Source organism: Fulvivirga lutea (assembly GCF_017068455.1).
Classification (GTDB): Bacteria; Bacteroidota; Bacteroidia; order Cytophagales; family Cyclobacteriaceae; genus Fulvivirga; species Fulvivirga lutea.
Genome location: NZ_CP070608.1, coordinates 806396 through 822855 on the forward strand (window position 1 = coordinate 806396; position 16460 = coordinate 822855).

The following is a 16460-nucleotide window of genomic DNA, read 5'->3' on the forward strand; positions in this document are numbered from 1 at the left end:
AGAAATGAAATCACTTAATATAATTATCATAAGCAGTCTGGCAGTCTATTTTATCAGTTGTGCCGACAAACAAACTCAACCGGATCAGATGGATCAAGTCGATTCATCAATAGCGAAGGTCTCAGAGGGATCAAAGGCAAATATAGAGCCTTTAGAAAATGTTGAAGAGAAAAGGATTCAGGTGAGAGGTTTTATTGAAGTGCCCCCTGAGAACAGAGCGATCATTAGTGCTTATTATGGAGGTTATGTCAAATCGCTGTCACTACTAAATGGGCAACATGTAAAAAAAGGCGATTATTTGTTTTCACTTACTAATCCTGAGTATCTCAAAATGCAACAAGAGTATTTGGCTGCAAAAGAGAATTTTGAATTTCTGCAGAGTGATTATAACAGGCAAAAAGAGTTGGCTAATGAAAACATAGCATCAGGCAAGAGCTTCAGCAAAGTTGAGGCCGATTTTCGATCAGCAAAGTCAAAATATCAAGCAGTAAGGGAGCAAATGAAGCTTCTGAACGTCAATATCAACAAGTTGGAAGAAGGGGATTTTTTTCCAACAGTTAATATTTACTCGCCCATTAGCGGTATGATTTCGAAGATCAATATTAATTCCGGACAGTATTTAGACGAAAAAGTTCCTGCTGTAGAAATTGTAAATACCGGTCATTTACACCTGGAATTGGAAGTATATGAGCGAGACATCGCTAAACTAAAAAAAGGACAGTCAATTAACTTTGCAGTTCCTGAGTATTCTTCTGCCTCATTACAGGCTTCAGTTTATTTGATCAACAGCATTATCGACTCTGAAAGGCGTACAGCCAGCATACACGCTCATATTGAATCTTCAATTGATTCGCTTCAGCTTATGCCCGGCATGTTTGTGGAGGCCGAGATTATTTTAGATTAATTGATACTTAAACGAATAATAAACAGGAACTAATTCTGTTAATAATTTGTCTAAACTCTGATCAAAGTCAGTTTTTAATAAATGATTACTTGGTACATTTAACTCGTTGAAAAGGCTCGCTAAAATATTGCTCACGATTCCTGTAACACTGTTGTTGCTGCACTCACTGGTTCAGCACCAACATGTGAACATGAATGACGGCAGCTTGTACATTCAAAGCTGTAGCCAACCGGAGTCAGGCATATTGGCCTTTCTTAGGCATGCCTTCGAATCGGACGAGCGAGAAAATCATTTGGAGGATCTGGAAATCGAAGACACCAGTTTTCCAAAACTACTCCTCGCAACAATTACAGCTGACGATTACTCCTTATCCCAAGTTGACATCTCTCAACCTGAAAAAATGTGGATTCCTGATTTTTTCAGTCCCACGTTTAACAATCAAATTTCACTACTAACCTTTCGCGGTCCGCCTGCCTTCGTATAATCTCACAAATCTTTCAATGAAAAGGAATTCAGTTCCTTGTAAGTCTATGATTTTACTTATCAGACTTAAATTGAAAGACAATATTTACAATAAATCGGTATTCGAAGGTTAATTTAATATCATGAAAAAATTTATTTCAATGGCTTTGCTAATGGCTGTAGCAATATCTGCTTCGGCACAAGACAGCCAACTTTGGCTAAACAATGTTGAGGATGCTAAAACTCTAGCCAAAGAAAAAGGGAAACCCATACTCATGAGTTTTGCCGGCTCCGATTGGTGCCGACCGTGTATCATGCTTACCAAAGAGGTATTTGAAGATGAAAAATTCAAAGCATATGCTCAGGAAAACCTTGTTTTGTTGTTGCTCGATTTTCCAAGATTGAAAAAGAATAAATTGAGTGATGAACAAACCCAGCACAATGAAAAGTTAGCTGCTCAGTATAACACCACTGGAGAATTTCCGTTGGTCGTTTTAATAAATGGTGATGGAAAAGTGATAGCTAAAACAGGTTATCAGAAAGGTGGAGCGGACAATTTCATTCAGTATTTAGAGTCAGTATTATAATCCATGAAACTTATGCGCAACTGTTTGTTCGCTATTGTACTCCTTATAAATATTCAGAGTTTTTCAGCGCCTAAGCCTGTTAAAAAAGTTCTGCTATTAATGGGCTCTCGGTTTGAAATTACAGCTATTCATAATGATGAAACCCTAGCAACTCAAGCCGTAGAAGCATGCATTAGCGAGGTGACAAGAATTGAAAAGTTGATAAGTTCCTGGGACCCGAACTCTCAAACCAGTGAAGTAATTCGCAATGCAGGCATTCAGCCCGTAAAGGTTGATAGAGAGCTGTTCGATTTGATTAGCAGAGCAAAGAAAATTTCTAAGCTTACCAATGGCGCCTTTGACATATCTTATGCCTCGATGGATAAAATATGGAAGTTCGATGGTTCGGTAACACAGCTACCCACCGAGGAGCAAGTACAAGCCTCAGTTTCAAAAATCAATTACAATAATATCATACTCGACAAGGAAAACTCGACTGTTTTTCTGAAAGAAGAAGGAATGAAAATTGGTTTTGGAGCCATAGGTAAAGGATATGCTGCTAATCGCGGTAAGCAAATAATGCAAACCATGGGAATTGAAAACGGCATCGTAAATGCAAGTGGTGATTTAATTACCTGGGGTAAAGAAGCAAACGGTAAGGAGTGGAGCATTGGCATTGGCGACCCTAAGAATAAAGGTCAGGTATTGGCATGGGTTACGGTTGGAGAACTAGCTGTAGTTACCTCTGGTAATTACGAAAAAGTGATCAAAATCAATGGTGAGAATTATTCACATATTATAGATCCAACAACCGGCTGGCCGGTAAAAGGTTTAAAAAGTGTAACCATCTTTTGTCCTGATGCAGAATTAGCGGATGCACTGGCTACAAGCGTATTTATTCTGGGTAAAGAAAAAGGGCTCAGTCTGGTGAATCAGCTGAAAGGCGTTGAGGCATTTTTAGTAGATGATAAAGACGAAATTCATACAAGTAGTGCATTAAAACTGAACTATTACGAAGAAGAATCAATTAATCAAACAGCTCATAATTTAACAATAGGGCATGAAAAGAAATAGTCTAATTATAGGTATAGTAATCCTAGCCGGAATGGCTTTTCAAAGCTGTGTATCGGTAGAGGCTTACCAAAAAATATATCTCAATGATGAGAATATGGAGCTAAACGCCAGAAAAGTGGCGGTATACGAAACAAATTTTCAGGCATACCGAGAAGGTGCATCTGGTGCCAATGGAGGTAAAACAGGAGGCGGATGCGGATGCAACTGAAATATTGGTTAGTACTTGTGCTGGCAGGGTTAACCAGCATGACTAGTGCGCAGGAAACGTTTAAAGAACTGGATGAAACGGAAATTAATTTTCTTTTCAACTACTATGAACAAGATGGTGATAATGGAGCGGTGCAAGGCGGTCGAGGAACAGAAGAATTGTCGAACGTGGCACCCTCATTAATAGTGAATATACCTTTAGATACAGTCAAAAACTTGATTGCCTATATCGGTTTTGATAATTATTCATCAGCCAGCACCGATAGAATCGATGATCCATACTTGGAAAACATTAACTTATCAACAGCATCGAGCTCAGACACCAGATTTTATACAAATATCACCTACCAACGAAAGAATAATGCCGCTAAAGTTACCCAGAGCTATAAAGCTGGGGTTTCTGTGGAGTATGACTATACTTCCATTTCGGCAGGGTATGGTTTTGCAAAGGAATCGAAAGATCAGAACAGGGAATTGAGCCTGAGTGGTATGGCTTATTTCGATACCTGGCAGTTAATTTTTCCAACTGAATTGAGAGGTACTGATGGCTTGAACAATGAAAAACAACGTCAATCATTTAATTTCACTTCTACCCTTTCGCAAGTGATTAATAAAAAGCTCCAGGCTTCTATTTCGGGGGAGCTTGTTTACCAAACGGGTAGACTCTCAACACCATTCCATCGAGTTTTTTTTAATGATGGTGAATCGAACATTTTCTTAAAGGAAAGAAGAACGGAGAAATTGCCTGACACTCGCTTTAAAATACCATTGGGTCTAAGACTCAATTATTACCTAAATGATTATGTAGTACTTAGGGGTTATTACAGGTATTACTACGATGACTTTGGTATTACTGCCAATACCTTTGAAATAGAAACTCCTATTAAAATTCACAGCACGCTCACGATCTATCCGTTTTATCGGTACCATATTCAAACAGCAGCTGATTATTTCAAGCCCTTTGGTCAACATGAGCTAACCGATGAATTTTACACCTCTGATTATGATTTATCGGAAATAAATACTACCTCTTTAGGTTTTGGATTTAAGTACTCACCAATCTACGGATTAGCAAGGTTTAAGGGGCCTTTTAGTAAAAAGACGGGCAAAGTAACTAAGTTTAAATCTGTGGAAGTGAGATATGCTGATTATACCCGCGAAGGGAATAATGCCAATGATCCGGGCGGAGGTGATTTGGACGCATATTCACTCAGTTTTAATATGACATTTACATTTTAAGAAATGAATTTTTTAATAAGACTATCCGTAACAAGCTCAATTTTATTAGTGGCTGGTTTGGCAAATGCACAGGTACTGCAACCAGCTACTTGGTCTACTTCCACTTCGAAGCAAGAAGTTAAAGTAGGTGAAGAAGTAGAATTAATTTTTCAAGCTACTATTGATAAAGACTGGTATTTATACTCTTCGGATTTTGATCCCGATTGTGGCCCTACAGTTACAACCTTCGATTTTGTGCCAGACCCTAGCTATGAACTTGTTGGAGGTCTTCGTGCTATTAACCCTATCGACAAATACGATGATGTTTTTGAATGTGATGTACGAATATTTAAAAAGCACGGTGAGTTTAGGCAGGCGGTTAAAGTTTTAAGTAATAATTTAAAACTAATAGGTGAATACAATTATCAGGTATGCTCAGATGTAGATGGCAAATGCATACCGTTTGATGATGAGTTTGATTTTAGTTCTTTGAAAATAATTGCATCTGCAAATGCTAAATCAGAAGCTAAACCAATAGTAAAGGAAGAAATCAACGATCCAGTAAAGGAGGAAAAACAGGAAGAGCAGGTTGAAAAAGTAGAAACTACCCTTGATTCAACTGATCAGGCTAAGTCATCAAAAATTGAAAAATACACTTCCAACGAAGGCCCAATTCTCGATCCAAATCTTATTGTAGAAACAGAAAGGGATAAGTCGATTATTTGGTTTATGATATTTGCTTTTGTAGCAGGTCTTGCGGCTTTATTAACGCCATGTGTGTTTCCTCTCATTCCAATGACGGTAAGCTTTTTTACAGGTCAGGGTAAAGGGAAGTTTCAGGCACTGCTTTATGGGCTGTCAATTATCCTGATCTATACCATCATAGGCTCCGCCATTGCGCCACTTATGGGGCCGGAAACGGCCAATCACTTATCTACTGAATGGATTCCAAACTTAATATTCTTCCTTGTTTTTGTGGTTTTTGCACTCTCGTTCTTCGGTTTATTTGACATCACCTTGCCGAGTTCATTGGTAAACACCATGGATAAAAAGGCAGATAGAGGTGGAATGATTGGTGTATTTTTCATGGCCTTTACACTTGTTTTGGTTTCATTTTCATGCACGGGTCCAATTGTAGGAAGCATTTTAGTGAGCTCTGCTGGCGGTGAATTTGTGAAGCCTATTGCTGGTATGTTCGCATTTTCATTAGCCTTTGCTATACCGTTTACACTTTTTGCGTTCTTCCCTGGCTGGTTAAGCACGTTGCCAAAGTCAGGCGGTTGGTTGAATACGGTAAAGGTTGTTCTTGGCTTTATCGAATTAGCCTTGGCATTCAAATTCTTAAGTATTGCCGATCAGGCGTTTCACTGGGGAATTTTAGATAGAGACATTAACATTGCCATTTGGGTGGTTATTTTTGGTTTGATGGGCTTCTATCTCCTAGGTAAAATTAGGCTACCTCACGACAGCCCAATGGAGGTAATTAGTGTGCCGCGCTTAATCATGGCTATTGGAACATTTACCTTTGTAATCTATTTGATTCCAGGATTGTGGGGCGCTCCATTGAAAGCTTTGGCGGGGTATCTACCACCAATGTATACCCATGATTTCGATATCGTTTCTGAGAAAATTGATGATGATAATTACGAAACTTGTGATGAGCCTATGTATGCCGATTTTCTGCATTTACCTCATGGGCTCAAAGGTTATTTTGATTATGATCAGGCATTAGCTTGCGCCAGAGCTCAGAACAAGCCGTTGTTTATTGATTTTACTGGCCACGGTTGTACTAATTGCCGTGAGATGGAAGCAGTTGTTTGGTCGCATCCTGAAGTGCTTCAAATACTTAAAGAAGAATATGTGATTGTGGCTTTGTATGTGGATGATAAAACGGTTCTACCTGAAGAACAATGGTATACTTCTGAGTACGATAACAAGGTAAAAAAGACCATCGGTAAACAAAATGCCGATCTGCAAATACGCAGGCTCAATAATAATGCACAGCCATTTTATATTTTGCTAGGAGCAGATGAGCAGGTAATGGTATCGCCTGTTGCCTATGATAAAGACCCACAAAAATTTATTGAGTTCTTAAATACAGGTATAGAGCGGTATAAAGAATTATATTGAGTCCAAAGCTAAGAGCACATCAGAATGTTTATAGCGATAATTCAATAGTTCTTTAGACTTTGTATTATCAACAATCTTATAATCAGATTCTTCATCTGAAAACTGAGGAGGCTTAAGACCAGCCTTTTTTGCTGCCAAAGTGTAGAACTCCTTTTTTGTTGGATGATTATCTGCACAACCGTTAATGGCTGCGCCTACTATCTCATTTTTGACTATTGCCTTAATTAGCCCGATGCAATCATCTAAATGAATTAAGTTAACAGGCGTATTAGCTCCTTTAATATTCTCCTTGCCTGCAAGAAATTTTCCGGGATTTCTCCCTGGCCCAAATAAACCTGAAAATCGTAAGATAGTAGCTGAAATACCTTGTTTCGGAAAGATTTCTTCAGCTTTCAAAATGGAAATACCGGTATGCGGAGAAGGCTGATCAACAGCATCATCTTCGTTCACAACTCTATTTAAATCAGGATAAACAGATGTAGAGCTTACAAATATAACCTGTTGTTTATCTGATAGTTGCCTAACAAAATTTTCAAGAAGTTGGAGGTAATCCTCACCTCTTGGTGGTATTGTATAAATCAAAACATCGCAATCAACTAGGTTTTGGTTTAGTGTTTCTCCCAGCTGATAAACAAAGCAATTCAGCCCTTCATCGATCATTTTGTCGCACTTTTCTTGAGAGGAAACAGTACCACTCACAGTATCGCCATCGATTATAAATTGCTTTGCCAATGCTTTTCCCAGCCATCCGAGTCCAATAACAGATATTTTCTTTCTTTGGTAAGTCATATATAATCAGCGGGTTACCTTCTTAAACTTAGAGTTATTGATGAAATACTCTTTAATTTTAGCTTTTTTCTTACGTAATGACTATAATTAGCCTTTGTTTGTTCTACTTTGCATCAAATTTTGATCAAAGCTATTTTTTAAACTACAAAAATCATGTCTAAAAGAAATCTGAGCATTCTCTTATTGCTATTGATTACTGCGGCTTTATATTTCATTTTGCCGAGGTTTGATCATTCCGTTCCAGAACCACCAATCGTTGAAAAAATTGATTCAGTAGAAGTGGCACCTAAATACGAGCCAAAAATTCTTTATGGCATGGTGGTAGATTCGCTTGTAATCATTGAAGATAAAATCAAGCGAAATCAAAACATTGCCGAAATACTAACAGCTCATAATGTAACTAACGAAGCAATTTTTAAATTGGCCAAGGCATCAAAATCAGTATTTGATGTGCGCAAGTTGGTAGCTAACAAAAAATATACTCTCATCTGTGAGAGAGATTCCTTAAAAACAGCCAAGGCATTTGTTTACGAACATAACCCTGTTGAATATGTAGTCTTTAATTTGAAAGACACAATTAGTGTAGAGAAAAAGCAAAAAGAGATTGAAATAGTTGAAAAAGGTATCTCAGGTATCATTGAATACAATTTAGCAACAACCATGAGTGAACTTGGTCTTTCTGCCCAATTAACGGATGCTTTTGTAGATGTGTTTGCCTGGCAAATCGATTTCTTCAGACTTCAAAAAGGCGACAAGTTCAAACTGATCTATGAAGATCATTTAGTAGAAGGCCAGCCAATTGGTACAGGAAAAATTAAATCCATTTATTTCGAGCATTTTGGCAATGACTTTTATGCGTTCCACTATGATCAGGGAGATGGCATCGACTACTTCGATGAGAATGGTAACAGCTTAAGAAAGGCTTTATTAAAATACCCGTTAGATTTTACGAGAATTAGTTCTCGTTATTCTGGAAACAGATACCATCCAGTACAAAAGAGGTGGAAAGCACACAGAGGCACTGATTTTGCAGCACCAAGAGGAACTCCTATTAGAGCTGTTGGCGATGGAATTATATTGGAGGCTCGATATCAAAAATACAATGGCAATTATGTGAAGTTGAAGCATAACGCTACTTACACCACCCAGTATTTACACATGTCAGCGATAAAATCTGGAGTTAAACCCGGAAAGAAAGTAAGACAGGGTGAAATTATTGGTTATGTAGGAAGCACTGGTCTAGCTACTGGAAATCACTTATGCTACAGATTCTGGAAAAATGGAGTGCAAATAGATGCACTTAAGGTGGACCTTCCTCCTTCGGCTCCAATTAAAGAAGAAAATAAGGTAGATTTTAATGCTAGCATACAGTCTATGATGGCGCAACTAGCTTCTATCGAATTTAAAGAGGAAACAGAACCTCTTTATGCAAGTGCAAAATGATCAGAACTTAATAAAAATGAAATGGCAGGGCAATTTTGTCCTGCCATTTTTTGTTTAGTTTTAGCCGTCAAAGAAAAGCAGCTCAATGAGATTCATTTGCACTTTTATTTATACACTACTTATGCTAATGGCAACTGTTGCGCAGTCGCAAAAAGTAGCGTTGGTAATGAGTGGCGGTGGAGCGAAGGGAATTGCTCATGTAGGGGTCATAAAAGCACTGGAAGAGCATAATATACCTATCGATTATGTTGTTGGCACCTCGATGGGAGGCGTTGTGGCTGGTATTTATGCTGCCGGGTATTCAGCAGCTCAGGTGGAGAATATCATGCTTTCACCTTCATTTCTAAAATGGGTAAATGGTGAGTTCGAACCTGGCTATAAATATTACCTTTATCAGGACAAGCCAAATTCTTCATTTGTTTCTTTAAAGCTTTCGTTAGACTCCACATTTAACGCAACAGTTAACTCTAGCCTGGCAAGTGACATTACTTTAAACTTTGCACTCCCGGAGTACTTATCACGGGCCTCAGCTGTAGCGGGCAATAATTTCGATAGTCTTTTTGTACCGGCCAGAATAATTGCCGCTGATGTATTCACCCAAACAGAGATGGCTCTAAAGAATGCCAGTTTGCCACTTGCGCTCCGTACTACCCTCTCAGTTCCATTTTTCTATAAGCCAATTAAAATTGATGATAAATATCTATTCGATGGAGGGATTTACAACAACTTCCCGGTAGATGTAGCCCAAAGAGAGTTTCACCCCGATGTTATTATTGGAAGCAATGTAGCATCAAAAATATTTAACAAATACCCGTATGAAGATGACGATAAGCTAATAAACAACTCCTTGCTTTTTATGCTGTTGGATAAGTCGGATCCTACACGCATTCCGGAAGATGGGGTTTATATAGAACCAGACCTTACAGATTATACCGCATTTGATTTTTCTAAAGCCAAAGCCCTAATAGATAGTGGCTATAATGCTACAATCAACCAAATGGATTCCATTAAAAAAAGGATAGAAAAGCGAGTTTATAAAGAAGCAAGAAAGAAAGAGCGTGAACAATTTCACGAAAGGGAAACCCCTTTCTCATTCAATCAGATAAACTTTCATGGCTATAATTCAAAACAAAGAAAGTATATAAGGAAATTATTTAGGTTTGAAGAAGGGCAGGAACTAACGTTAGAAGATATTAAACGTGGTTATTTCAAGATGGTGTCAGAAGACTACTTCAGTTCTGTTTTCCCGGATGTTAAATTTGATAAAACAACAAAGAATTACTCACTCGAACTTTATGGACGACCCAAAAATAATTTAAATGTCCAGATTGGAGGAGCTATTGCTACCCGTAATATCAGCCAAATTTACTTTGGTTCAGAATTCTATTATTTTGACAATTATCTACTTAAAAACAGTGTTAGTTTTTATGCTGGAGGCTTCTACAAATCTGCACAATTAAGGAGTAGACTCTATTTAACCACAAAAGCATTTCCATTTTATTTGGAACCGGAGTTTGTATATAACAGTTGGGACTACTTAAACTCAGATGATATATTTATTGACGATGACGCTCCTACAATTTTGGACAGAGCCGATCGAAGGTATGCCCTTAATTTAGGCATACCTGTCGGAAATAGGTTTAAAGCTGTGTTCAGTGGAGCATTCATAAACAATGATGATGAATATGGCAATAACCTTGGTATTACTTCAACAGATACACTAGATGTTTTGGGTCTTACCGGCTTTAGAGGAGGCGTTAGTTTTGGAAGGGACAACTTCGATGAAAAGCAATATCCAAAACAAGGGAAATCATTGAAGATCTCAGCAGACTTTTTTGCATTGGATGAGGAATACATCCCTGGAACAACAAGTGTAAATGGCTTTGTAAAGGATTATCATGAGTGGTTTAGAGTATCGGGTAGATGGGAACAATATTTTAAAGCAGGAAAATTCAGTACCGGATATATAGTTGAAGGGGCTTACTCTAGTCAGAAGTATTTATCCAACTATCTTGGAACACTCATCAACTTGCCATCATTTAATCCATTGCAAGATAGCCGAACGCTCCTTTTACAAAATTTTAGAGCCTACAGCTATGGAGCTTTAGGAATTAGAAATGTGTTAGCCATCACATCCAACTTAGATTTCAGACTGGAAGGATATGTTTTCAAACCATTTGAACGACTAAACATCGAAAGTGGTCGATTAGGGAGAAGTACAGAAGATTTGGAGCAAATTTATTTAGCAGGCACATCAGGCTTGGTTTTAAAAAGCCCAATTGGGCCAATTAGCGTTAGCGTGAACTACTATGATGATGCTGAAAATCAGTGGGGAGCACTACTTCATGTAGGCTTTCTGCTTTATAATAACAATTCATTAGGTAACTAACTGACCAACAGAGCATCAATTACTGTTTATATTAACGCAATTCGTTGGATTGAATGTGTTTTTTTTTCTATGTTTACCTTGATTACGTCTAACCAAATCTCACTTATTAATGAAAAAAGCTGTACTCGCGTTTTTGGCAGTATTTCTTATTGGATATTCAAACGCACAGGTTGTTCAGTGGGCCTCTGAAGTTATTGAGTATTCTTCTGAATTAACACCAATTCAATATTCTGCAAGACAAATATTGGGCAAGCCCAATGTTCTTCCTGCTGGTGGTGAGAACCCTAGTGCCTGGACTCCAGAAAGACCTAACAGAAAAGAATTCATTAAAATTGGTTATGCCAATCCAATTAAGATAAGGCAAATAGCCATTGCAGAATCGTACAACCCAAGCGCCTTGTTTAAGGTGTTTGCTTATGATGAAGCAGGTAATGAGTATTTGGTTACGACCTTTAGTCCTAGAACTATTCCTTTGAAAGGAAGAATGATTAACGTATTTATGGAAGAAACTGCCTACAAAGTTGCAGCAGTGAAGTTGGAGTTTGATGGCGCGGCTCTTCCAGAATATTTTAGTATTGACGCGGTTGCCATTTCAGATTCTGATATACCAATTGTGGCAAGCATAGACATCCCTGAATTTATCAATCCGGATATAGATAAAGAACGATTAAGTGAAAACGTAAATAGTAAATACAAAGAATATAAGCCTTTATTGAGCCCTGATGGTAAGACATTATATTTCTCAAGGAAGAATCACCCAGGCAATGTTGGTGGGGAGAAAGACAGTGAAGATATATGGTATTCTGAATTGGATTCAGCAGGTAATTGGCAACTGGCTAAAAATATGGGTGAAGGCTTAAATAATGCTGGCCCCAACTTCGTGAGCTCAGTTACTCCTGATGGAAAATCAGTATTGCTTGTTTTAGGCAATCAGTATCTAGAAAATGGTAGAATGGCTGCCGGTGTGAGTATAAGTAGCAATTCAAGTGGAAGCTGGTCGAAACCCGCTCCTATTCAAATTAAAAACGATTACAACTATTCAGAAAAAGCTAATTTCTTCTTATCACAATCAAGAAAAGCATTGGTTCTCTCGGTGATGCGAGAAGATACAGAAGGGGGTCGAGATTTATACGTAAGCTTTTTGGATTCAGACAGCACATGGTCTGAGCCATTAAATCTGTCTAATAAAGTAAATACGGCAGGAGAAGAATCATCTCCATTCTTGGCCTCTGATGATAAGACTCTTTACTTCTCATCAGATGGCTACAGTGGCTTCGGCTCCAGCGATATCTATATGACAAAGAGATTGGATGATACCTGGACTAACTGGTCAGAGCCGGAAAATTTAGGACCAACCATCAATTCACAATATGAAGATTTGTTTTTTAACATTCCGGGAAACAGTGAATACGCCTATTATTCACAAGGTGTGAGTGAAGATGACTTGGATATTTTCAGAGTTGCACTTCCCGTGCTTAAGAGGCCGGAGCCAGTTATTCTTGTGAAGGGTAAACTGACAGATGCAAAAACAGGTGAACCTATTTATGCCAAAATTATATACGAGAGATTATCTGACGGTAAAGAAATGGGAATCACCACTTCAAATGCTGAAACCGGTGAGTATGAATTATTGCTGCCGGCAGGTGAAGTTTATGGTATTAGGGCTGAGGCTGAAGGCTTCGTGGCTGAAAGCGCCAACATTGATTTGAGAAATTATGATCCGGATGATGTGCATGAAGTAGACCATAAAGATTTGAAACTTGTTCCTATTGAAGAAGAGGCAGTTGTTGTGCTTAACAATGTGTTCTTTGATTTTGACAAAGCAGAACTTAAATCTGAGTCATACCCTGAGCTAGACAGAGTGGTTGAATTATTAAATACGAAGTCTGGTATAAAAATTGAAGTAGCAGGTCATACAGACGCGACTGGACCGGAGTCATACAATTTAGGGCTGTCTGAGCGAAGGGCTAATGCTGTTGCTTCTTACATCACTAAAAAAGGTATTGCTAAGGAAAGAATTTCAGTTAAATTCTTTGGCGAAACTCAACCGGCAGCAGACAATGGTTCCAGAGAAGGTCGTGAGAAAAATAGAAGGGTTGAGTTTAAGATTTTGAAGAATGAATAAACGATAAAAACATGAAAAAGCATATTTCATTATTTATCTGCTTGTTGCATATTGGAGTTTTAGGTCTTTATGCGCAAGATCAGGAGCCCAAGATTATCACTTACAGTGCAAAGGTAATTGATGCTGATAGCAAAGAGGCAGTTGATTCAAAAGTGAAGTATGAAAGTCTACCTTACGGCAGCAAAATTGGGGTGTTTTCAGGCAGCACCTTCACCTTTAATTTGGAAGAAGGTAATGATTATGCTTTAGTAGTTCGTGCTGATGGCTATGCTACACATAGTTCTACCATAAAGAATGATGAAAGCGTAGATGGAAAGATTGAACAAGTTATTGAGTTAGTGCCTAATGGAGTGAATAGACTTATAAGGTTGGATAAGTTAATCTTTGCCTTGGGTAAAGCGGATATTTCAGCAGAATCTTATGAAGAGTTAAATCAAATAGTAGCCATGCTAAACGACAGTGAAACCATGACCATACAGCTGGAAGGGCATACTGACTTTAGAGGTAATGAAAAGCAGAATTTTAAATTATCTGAAGAACGAGTGGAGTCTGTGCGGGATTATCTCGTAAAGCAAGGAATTGATAAAAAAAGAATTAAAACAAAAGCCTTTGGTGGTTCTCAGCCACTTTCGCGAGAAGGAGATGCGGAATCAAGAGCGGCAAATAGAAGAGTTGAAGTTCGAATTCTAACCAATTAATACTTATCGAACCGCAAGAGAGGCTTTGGTTGATTTCAGAAAGCCACTGACTCTATTAATAGATTCCTGCTTTGCCTTTTCTTCTAAGGTATCATCATTTACAATGGCCTGAGCTAATACCAAACCAAATTCTGTGATTCTGTCGGAGTGATAAAAGAAGCTAGCCTTTTCTAACAAATCGATTGTAGGAATAAGTTGTTGAGCGTTATAATGTGAAACGGCCTCATTGTAGTACTGCAAGCCAACTAATTTAACCATTCCAATTTTTTCATTAACTGAAGTGTTGTATTGGTAATAACTTTTCTTGCTATTAGCTAATTGGCCATTATTTTCATCAGAGTAATCTTCCAACCTTTTCTTTATTTCATTGTCGCTTTCTACAAAGCCGTTAATAGGATCAGTTGATTCAAACAAGAACTGCTTACTATCCACTTCAACCATTAAAAAAATGTGATAAGTTGTTTCTACCAATTTGGGGCTGTAACCCAAATCTTTTAATAATAGTGCGTACAGAGAAGTGGCAGAGAGACAATCGTAATGACCACTTTCAATGGTAGAGGCTAAAGAAGTATATTGTTGGTAATTCTTTAAGGCTTTACGATGTACTTTGTAAAACATCCATGACAAAAACCTTCCGTCATTTTTGAATGATTCTTTCTTAGATCTCAAAGTAGTTAGTAAACCTGAGTAATTGTCTTTTATGTACTCAAAACGATCCAAACTCATCGAAGGATCAGCAATTAACTGTAGTTCTAAACCAAGAGATATATCGTTCTTTAAAAATCCTGTAAATACTTTTTGCTCAAACTCATTATGATAATTGAAGTTTGTTTGAGCGTTAAGCGTGTAGCAACATGCAGTAAGTAAGATAAAAAATAGTGCCTTCTTCATAGCCTCAACCCATTTGTTAACATTAAGGTAACATTAAGATAACAAATAAACAAACTATCGTAACATTCTGTTCACACAACCATAATATTTCATTAAGACTTCAGCTGAAGTTCGTATATTCATAGTATTATGATTGAGCAACCCATACAACAGCAAAGTGTCCAACAATCTTTCGATTTTGTTAAATCAGGAGCGATTAAAACAAGGAAAGAGCCAATAGGTGAAAGAAAGAAACGATTAAAACTGATGCTTCAATGGATCAGTAAGAATGAGAGCAAAATTAAAGCTGCTGTTTATCAGGATTTTAAAAAACCGGCAAGTGAAGTAGATATAAGTGAGATTTATCCTGTTACCAGTGAAATAAAACATGCTTTAGAAAGTCTTACATCGTGGGCCAAGCCGAAGAAAATTGATGCACCTCTAAGCCTATTAGGAACTACCTCCCATATACAATACGAACCCAAAGGAGCCTGCTTAATCATCGCTCCGTGGAATTACCCATTTAGCCTCGCAATAGGACCATTGGTCTCGTGTCTGGCTGCAGGTAATACCGCAGTGATCAAACCTTCCGAAATGACGCCCAACACTTCAATACTTATTGAAGAAATGATCAGCGACCTTTTTGATAAAGAGATTGTTTCGGTGATTAACGGAGGTGTAGAAGTTTCACAAGAACTGCTTGCCTTACCTTTTGATCATATATTCTTTACTGGAAGCCCTCAGGTGGGGAAAGTAGTAATGAAGGCAGCCGCAGAGAATTTGACATCCGTAACGTTGGAATTAGGTGGCAAGTCACCGGTAATTGTTGACGAACGCACGGATATCTCTGATGCCGCTGAGAAGATAGCTTGGGGTAAATATTTGAATAATGGTCAGACCTGCATAGCTCCCGACTATGCTTTAGTACATGAAAATATCAAAGATAAATTCGAGGAGAAGTTAACCACAAAGGTGAAAGAACTTTTTTCGGCTGATGAAACTAAGATTCAAGACTCTCCAGATTATGGAAGAATCGTAAATGCCAAACATTATGCACGTTTAACATCATTAATTGATGAAGCAGTATCTACAGGAGCCGAAATATTGTTTGGCGGAGATGCCAATTCCGATGATAATTTCATTCCACCTATGGCACTCACCAATGTGTCAATGAACTCAAGAATGATGGAAGAGGAAATATTCGGACCGGTGTTACCCATTATTTCCTATAATAATCTCGAAGAGGCCATTGGTATTATTAATAGTAAGCCCAAACCGCTAGCACTATATTATTTTGGTAGAAGTAGTAAGAATAGAAAGAAGGTACTCAAAGAGACTTCTTCTGGTAATGTTTGTATTAATGACTGTGTGATTCACTTCGGGCATGCGAACTTACCTTTTGGTGGTGTAAATAATAGTGGGATAGGTAAGGCTCATGGTTACTACGGGTTCCTGGCTTTCTCTAATGAAAAGGGTGTATTGAAGCAGCGTATTGGATTAACTTCTACTAAATCTATATACCCACCCTATTCAAACTTTAAAAAACTCGTAATTCGAATTTTGAAAAAATATTTATAACGCACAA

The 16460-nt window shown here is 38.0% G+C and carries 13 protein-coding genes; 11 read left to right on the forward strand and 2 right to left on the reverse strand.

Going from position 1 to position 16460, the window contains the following annotated elements:
- The first annotated feature begins 4 nt into the window (after positions 1 to 4).
- The 6 genes from JR347_RS03795 (at position 5) to JR347_RS03820 (ending at position 6561) form a co-directional block, all read left to right on the forward strand.
- A complete protein-coding gene (locus tag JR347_RS03795; protein WP_205722721.1) occupies positions 5 to 904 on the forward strand; it encodes an efflux RND transporter periplasmic adaptor subunit in 900 nt (299 codons plus the stop codon).
- Positions 905 to 1509: 605 nt separating this feature from the next.
- Positions 1510 to 1953 carry a thioredoxin family protein gene (locus JR347_RS03800; RefSeq protein ID WP_235689750.1) on the forward strand — a complete coding sequence of 148 codons (444 nt, stop codon included), beginning with the start codon at positions 1510 to 1512 and terminating at the stop codon, positions 1951 to 1953.
- A gap of 12 nt (positions 1954 to 1965) precedes the next feature.
- Positions 1966 to 3006 carry an FAD:protein FMN transferase gene (locus tag JR347_RS03805; RefSeq protein ID WP_205722722.1) on the forward strand — a complete coding sequence of 347 codons (1041 nt, stop codon included), beginning with the start codon at positions 1966 to 1968 and terminating at the stop codon, positions 3004 to 3006.
- Complete coding sequence (locus JR347_RS03810; RefSeq protein WP_205722723.1) at positions 2993 to 3214, forward strand: DUF4266 domain-containing protein; 222 nt, start codon at positions 2993 to 2995, stop codon at positions 3212 to 3214. Before JR347_RS03805 ends, JR347_RS03810 begins: the two co-directional genes overlap by 14 nt.
- Positions 3199 to 4452 (forward strand): DUF3570 domain-containing protein, encoded by a 1254-nt coding sequence (locus tag JR347_RS03815; protein ID WP_205722724.1) that lies wholly within the window; start codon positions 3199 to 3201, stop codon positions 4450 to 4452. The genes JR347_RS03810 and JR347_RS03815 overlap by 16 nt, the downstream gene beginning before the upstream one ends.
- A gap of 3 nt (positions 4453 to 4455) precedes the next feature.
- The gene (locus JR347_RS03820) at positions 4456 to 6561 is read left to right on the forward strand and encodes a protein-disulfide reductase DsbD family protein (RefSeq protein ID WP_205722725.1); all 2106 of its coding nucleotides are present in this window, start codon (positions 4456 to 4458) and stop codon (positions 6559 to 6561) included.
- Here the strand turns inward: JR347_RS03820 and JR347_RS03825 are convergent.
- Positions 6553 to 7350 (reverse strand): NAD(P)-binding domain-containing protein, encoded by a 798-nt coding sequence (locus JR347_RS03825; protein ID WP_205722726.1) that lies wholly within the window; start codon positions 7348 to 7350, stop codon positions 6553 to 6555. The genes JR347_RS03820 and JR347_RS03825 overlap by 9 nt on opposite strands.
- A gap of 153 nt (positions 7351 to 7503) precedes the next feature.
- Between JR347_RS03825 and JR347_RS03830 the strand changes: the two genes are divergently transcribed.
- The 4 genes from JR347_RS03830 (at position 7504) to JR347_RS03845 (ending at position 14005) form a co-directional block, all read left to right on the forward strand.
- Positions 7504 to 8793, forward strand: a complete 1290-nt coding sequence (locus tag JR347_RS03830; RefSeq protein WP_205722727.1) for a peptidoglycan DD-metalloendopeptidase family protein — start codon at positions 7504 to 7506, stop codon at positions 8791 to 8793.
- A gap of 127 nt (positions 8794 to 8920) precedes the next feature.
- Complete coding sequence (locus tag JR347_RS03835) at positions 8921 to 11182, forward strand: patatin-like phospholipase family protein (protein WP_205722728.1); 2262 nt, start codon at positions 8921 to 8923, stop codon at positions 11180 to 11182.
- Positions 11183 to 11291: 109 nt separating this feature from the next.
- A complete protein-coding gene (locus tag JR347_RS03840; RefSeq protein ID WP_205722729.1) occupies positions 11292 to 13307 on the forward strand; it encodes an OmpA family protein in 2016 nt (671 codons plus the stop codon).
- 11 nt (positions 13308 to 13318) lie between these two features.
- The gene (locus JR347_RS03845; RefSeq protein WP_205722730.1) at positions 13319 to 14005 is read left to right on the forward strand and encodes an OmpA family protein; all 687 of its coding nucleotides are present in this window, start codon (positions 13319 to 13321) and stop codon (positions 14003 to 14005) included.
- A 3-nt stretch (positions 14006 to 14008) separates the two neighbouring features.
- Here the strand turns inward: JR347_RS03845 and JR347_RS03850 are convergent, their stop codons facing one another.
- Positions 14009 to 14896 carry a hypothetical protein gene (locus JR347_RS03850; protein WP_205722731.1) on the reverse strand — a complete coding sequence of 296 codons (888 nt, stop codon included), beginning with the start codon at positions 14894 to 14896 and terminating at the stop codon, positions 14009 to 14011.
- Between the two features lie 129 nt (positions 14897 to 15025).
- Between JR347_RS03850 and JR347_RS03855 the strand changes: the two genes are divergently transcribed.
- Entirely contained in the window at positions 15026 to 16453 is a 1428-nt protein-coding gene (locus tag JR347_RS03855) for an aldehyde dehydrogenase family protein (protein WP_205722732.1), read from the forward strand.
- Positions 16454 to 16460: the final 7 nt, after the last annotated feature.

Bases quoted from the DNA above. Each gene is read 5' to 3' on its own strand.
- JR347_RS03855 (WP_205722732.1), top strand. From the start codon at position 15,026: ATGATTGAGCAACCCATACAACAGCAAAGTGTCCAACAATCTTTCGAT.
- JR347_RS03815 (WP_205722724.1), top strand. From the start codon at position 3,199: ATGCGGATGCAACTGAAATATTGGTTAGTACTTGTGCTGGCAGGGTTA.
- JR347_RS03835 (WP_205722728.1), top strand. From the start codon at position 8,921: ATGGCAACTGTTGCGCAGTCGCAAAAAGTAGCGTTGGTAATGAGTGGC.
- JR347_RS03795 (WP_205722721.1), top strand. From the start codon at position 5: ATGAAATCACTTAATATAATTATCATAAGCAGTCTGGCAGTCTATTTT.
- JR347_RS03820 (WP_205722725.1), top strand. From the start codon at position 4,456: ATGAATTTTTTAATAAGACTATCCGTAACAAGCTCAATTTTATTAGTG.
- JR347_RS03840 (WP_205722729.1), top strand. From the start codon at position 11,292: ATGAAAAAAGCTGTACTCGCGTTTTTGGCAGTATTTCTTATTGGATAT.
- JR347_RS03850 (WP_205722731.1), bottom strand. From the start codon at position 14,896: ATGAAGAAGGCACTATTTTTTATCTTACTTACTGCATGTTGCTACACG.
- JR347_RS03825 (WP_205722726.1), bottom strand. From the start codon at position 7,350: ATGACTTACCAAAGAAAGAAAATATCTGTTATTGGACTCGGATGGCTG.
- JR347_RS03830 (WP_205722727.1), top strand. From the start codon at position 7,504: ATGTCTAAAAGAAATCTGAGCATTCTCTTATTGCTATTGATTACTGCG.
- JR347_RS03805 (WP_205722722.1), top strand. From the start codon at position 1,966: ATGCGCAACTGTTTGTTCGCTATTGTACTCCTTATAAATATTCAGAGT.
- JR347_RS03800 (WP_235689750.1), top strand. From the start codon at position 1,510: ATGAAAAAATTTATTTCAATGGCTTTGCTAATGGCTGTAGCAATATCT.
- JR347_RS03845 (WP_205722730.1), top strand. From the start codon at position 13,319: ATGAAAAAGCATATTTCATTATTTATCTGCTTGTTGCATATTGGAGTT.
- JR347_RS03810 (WP_205722723.1), top strand. From the start codon at position 2,993: ATGAAAAGAAATAGTCTAATTATAGGTATAGTAATCCTAGCCGGAATG.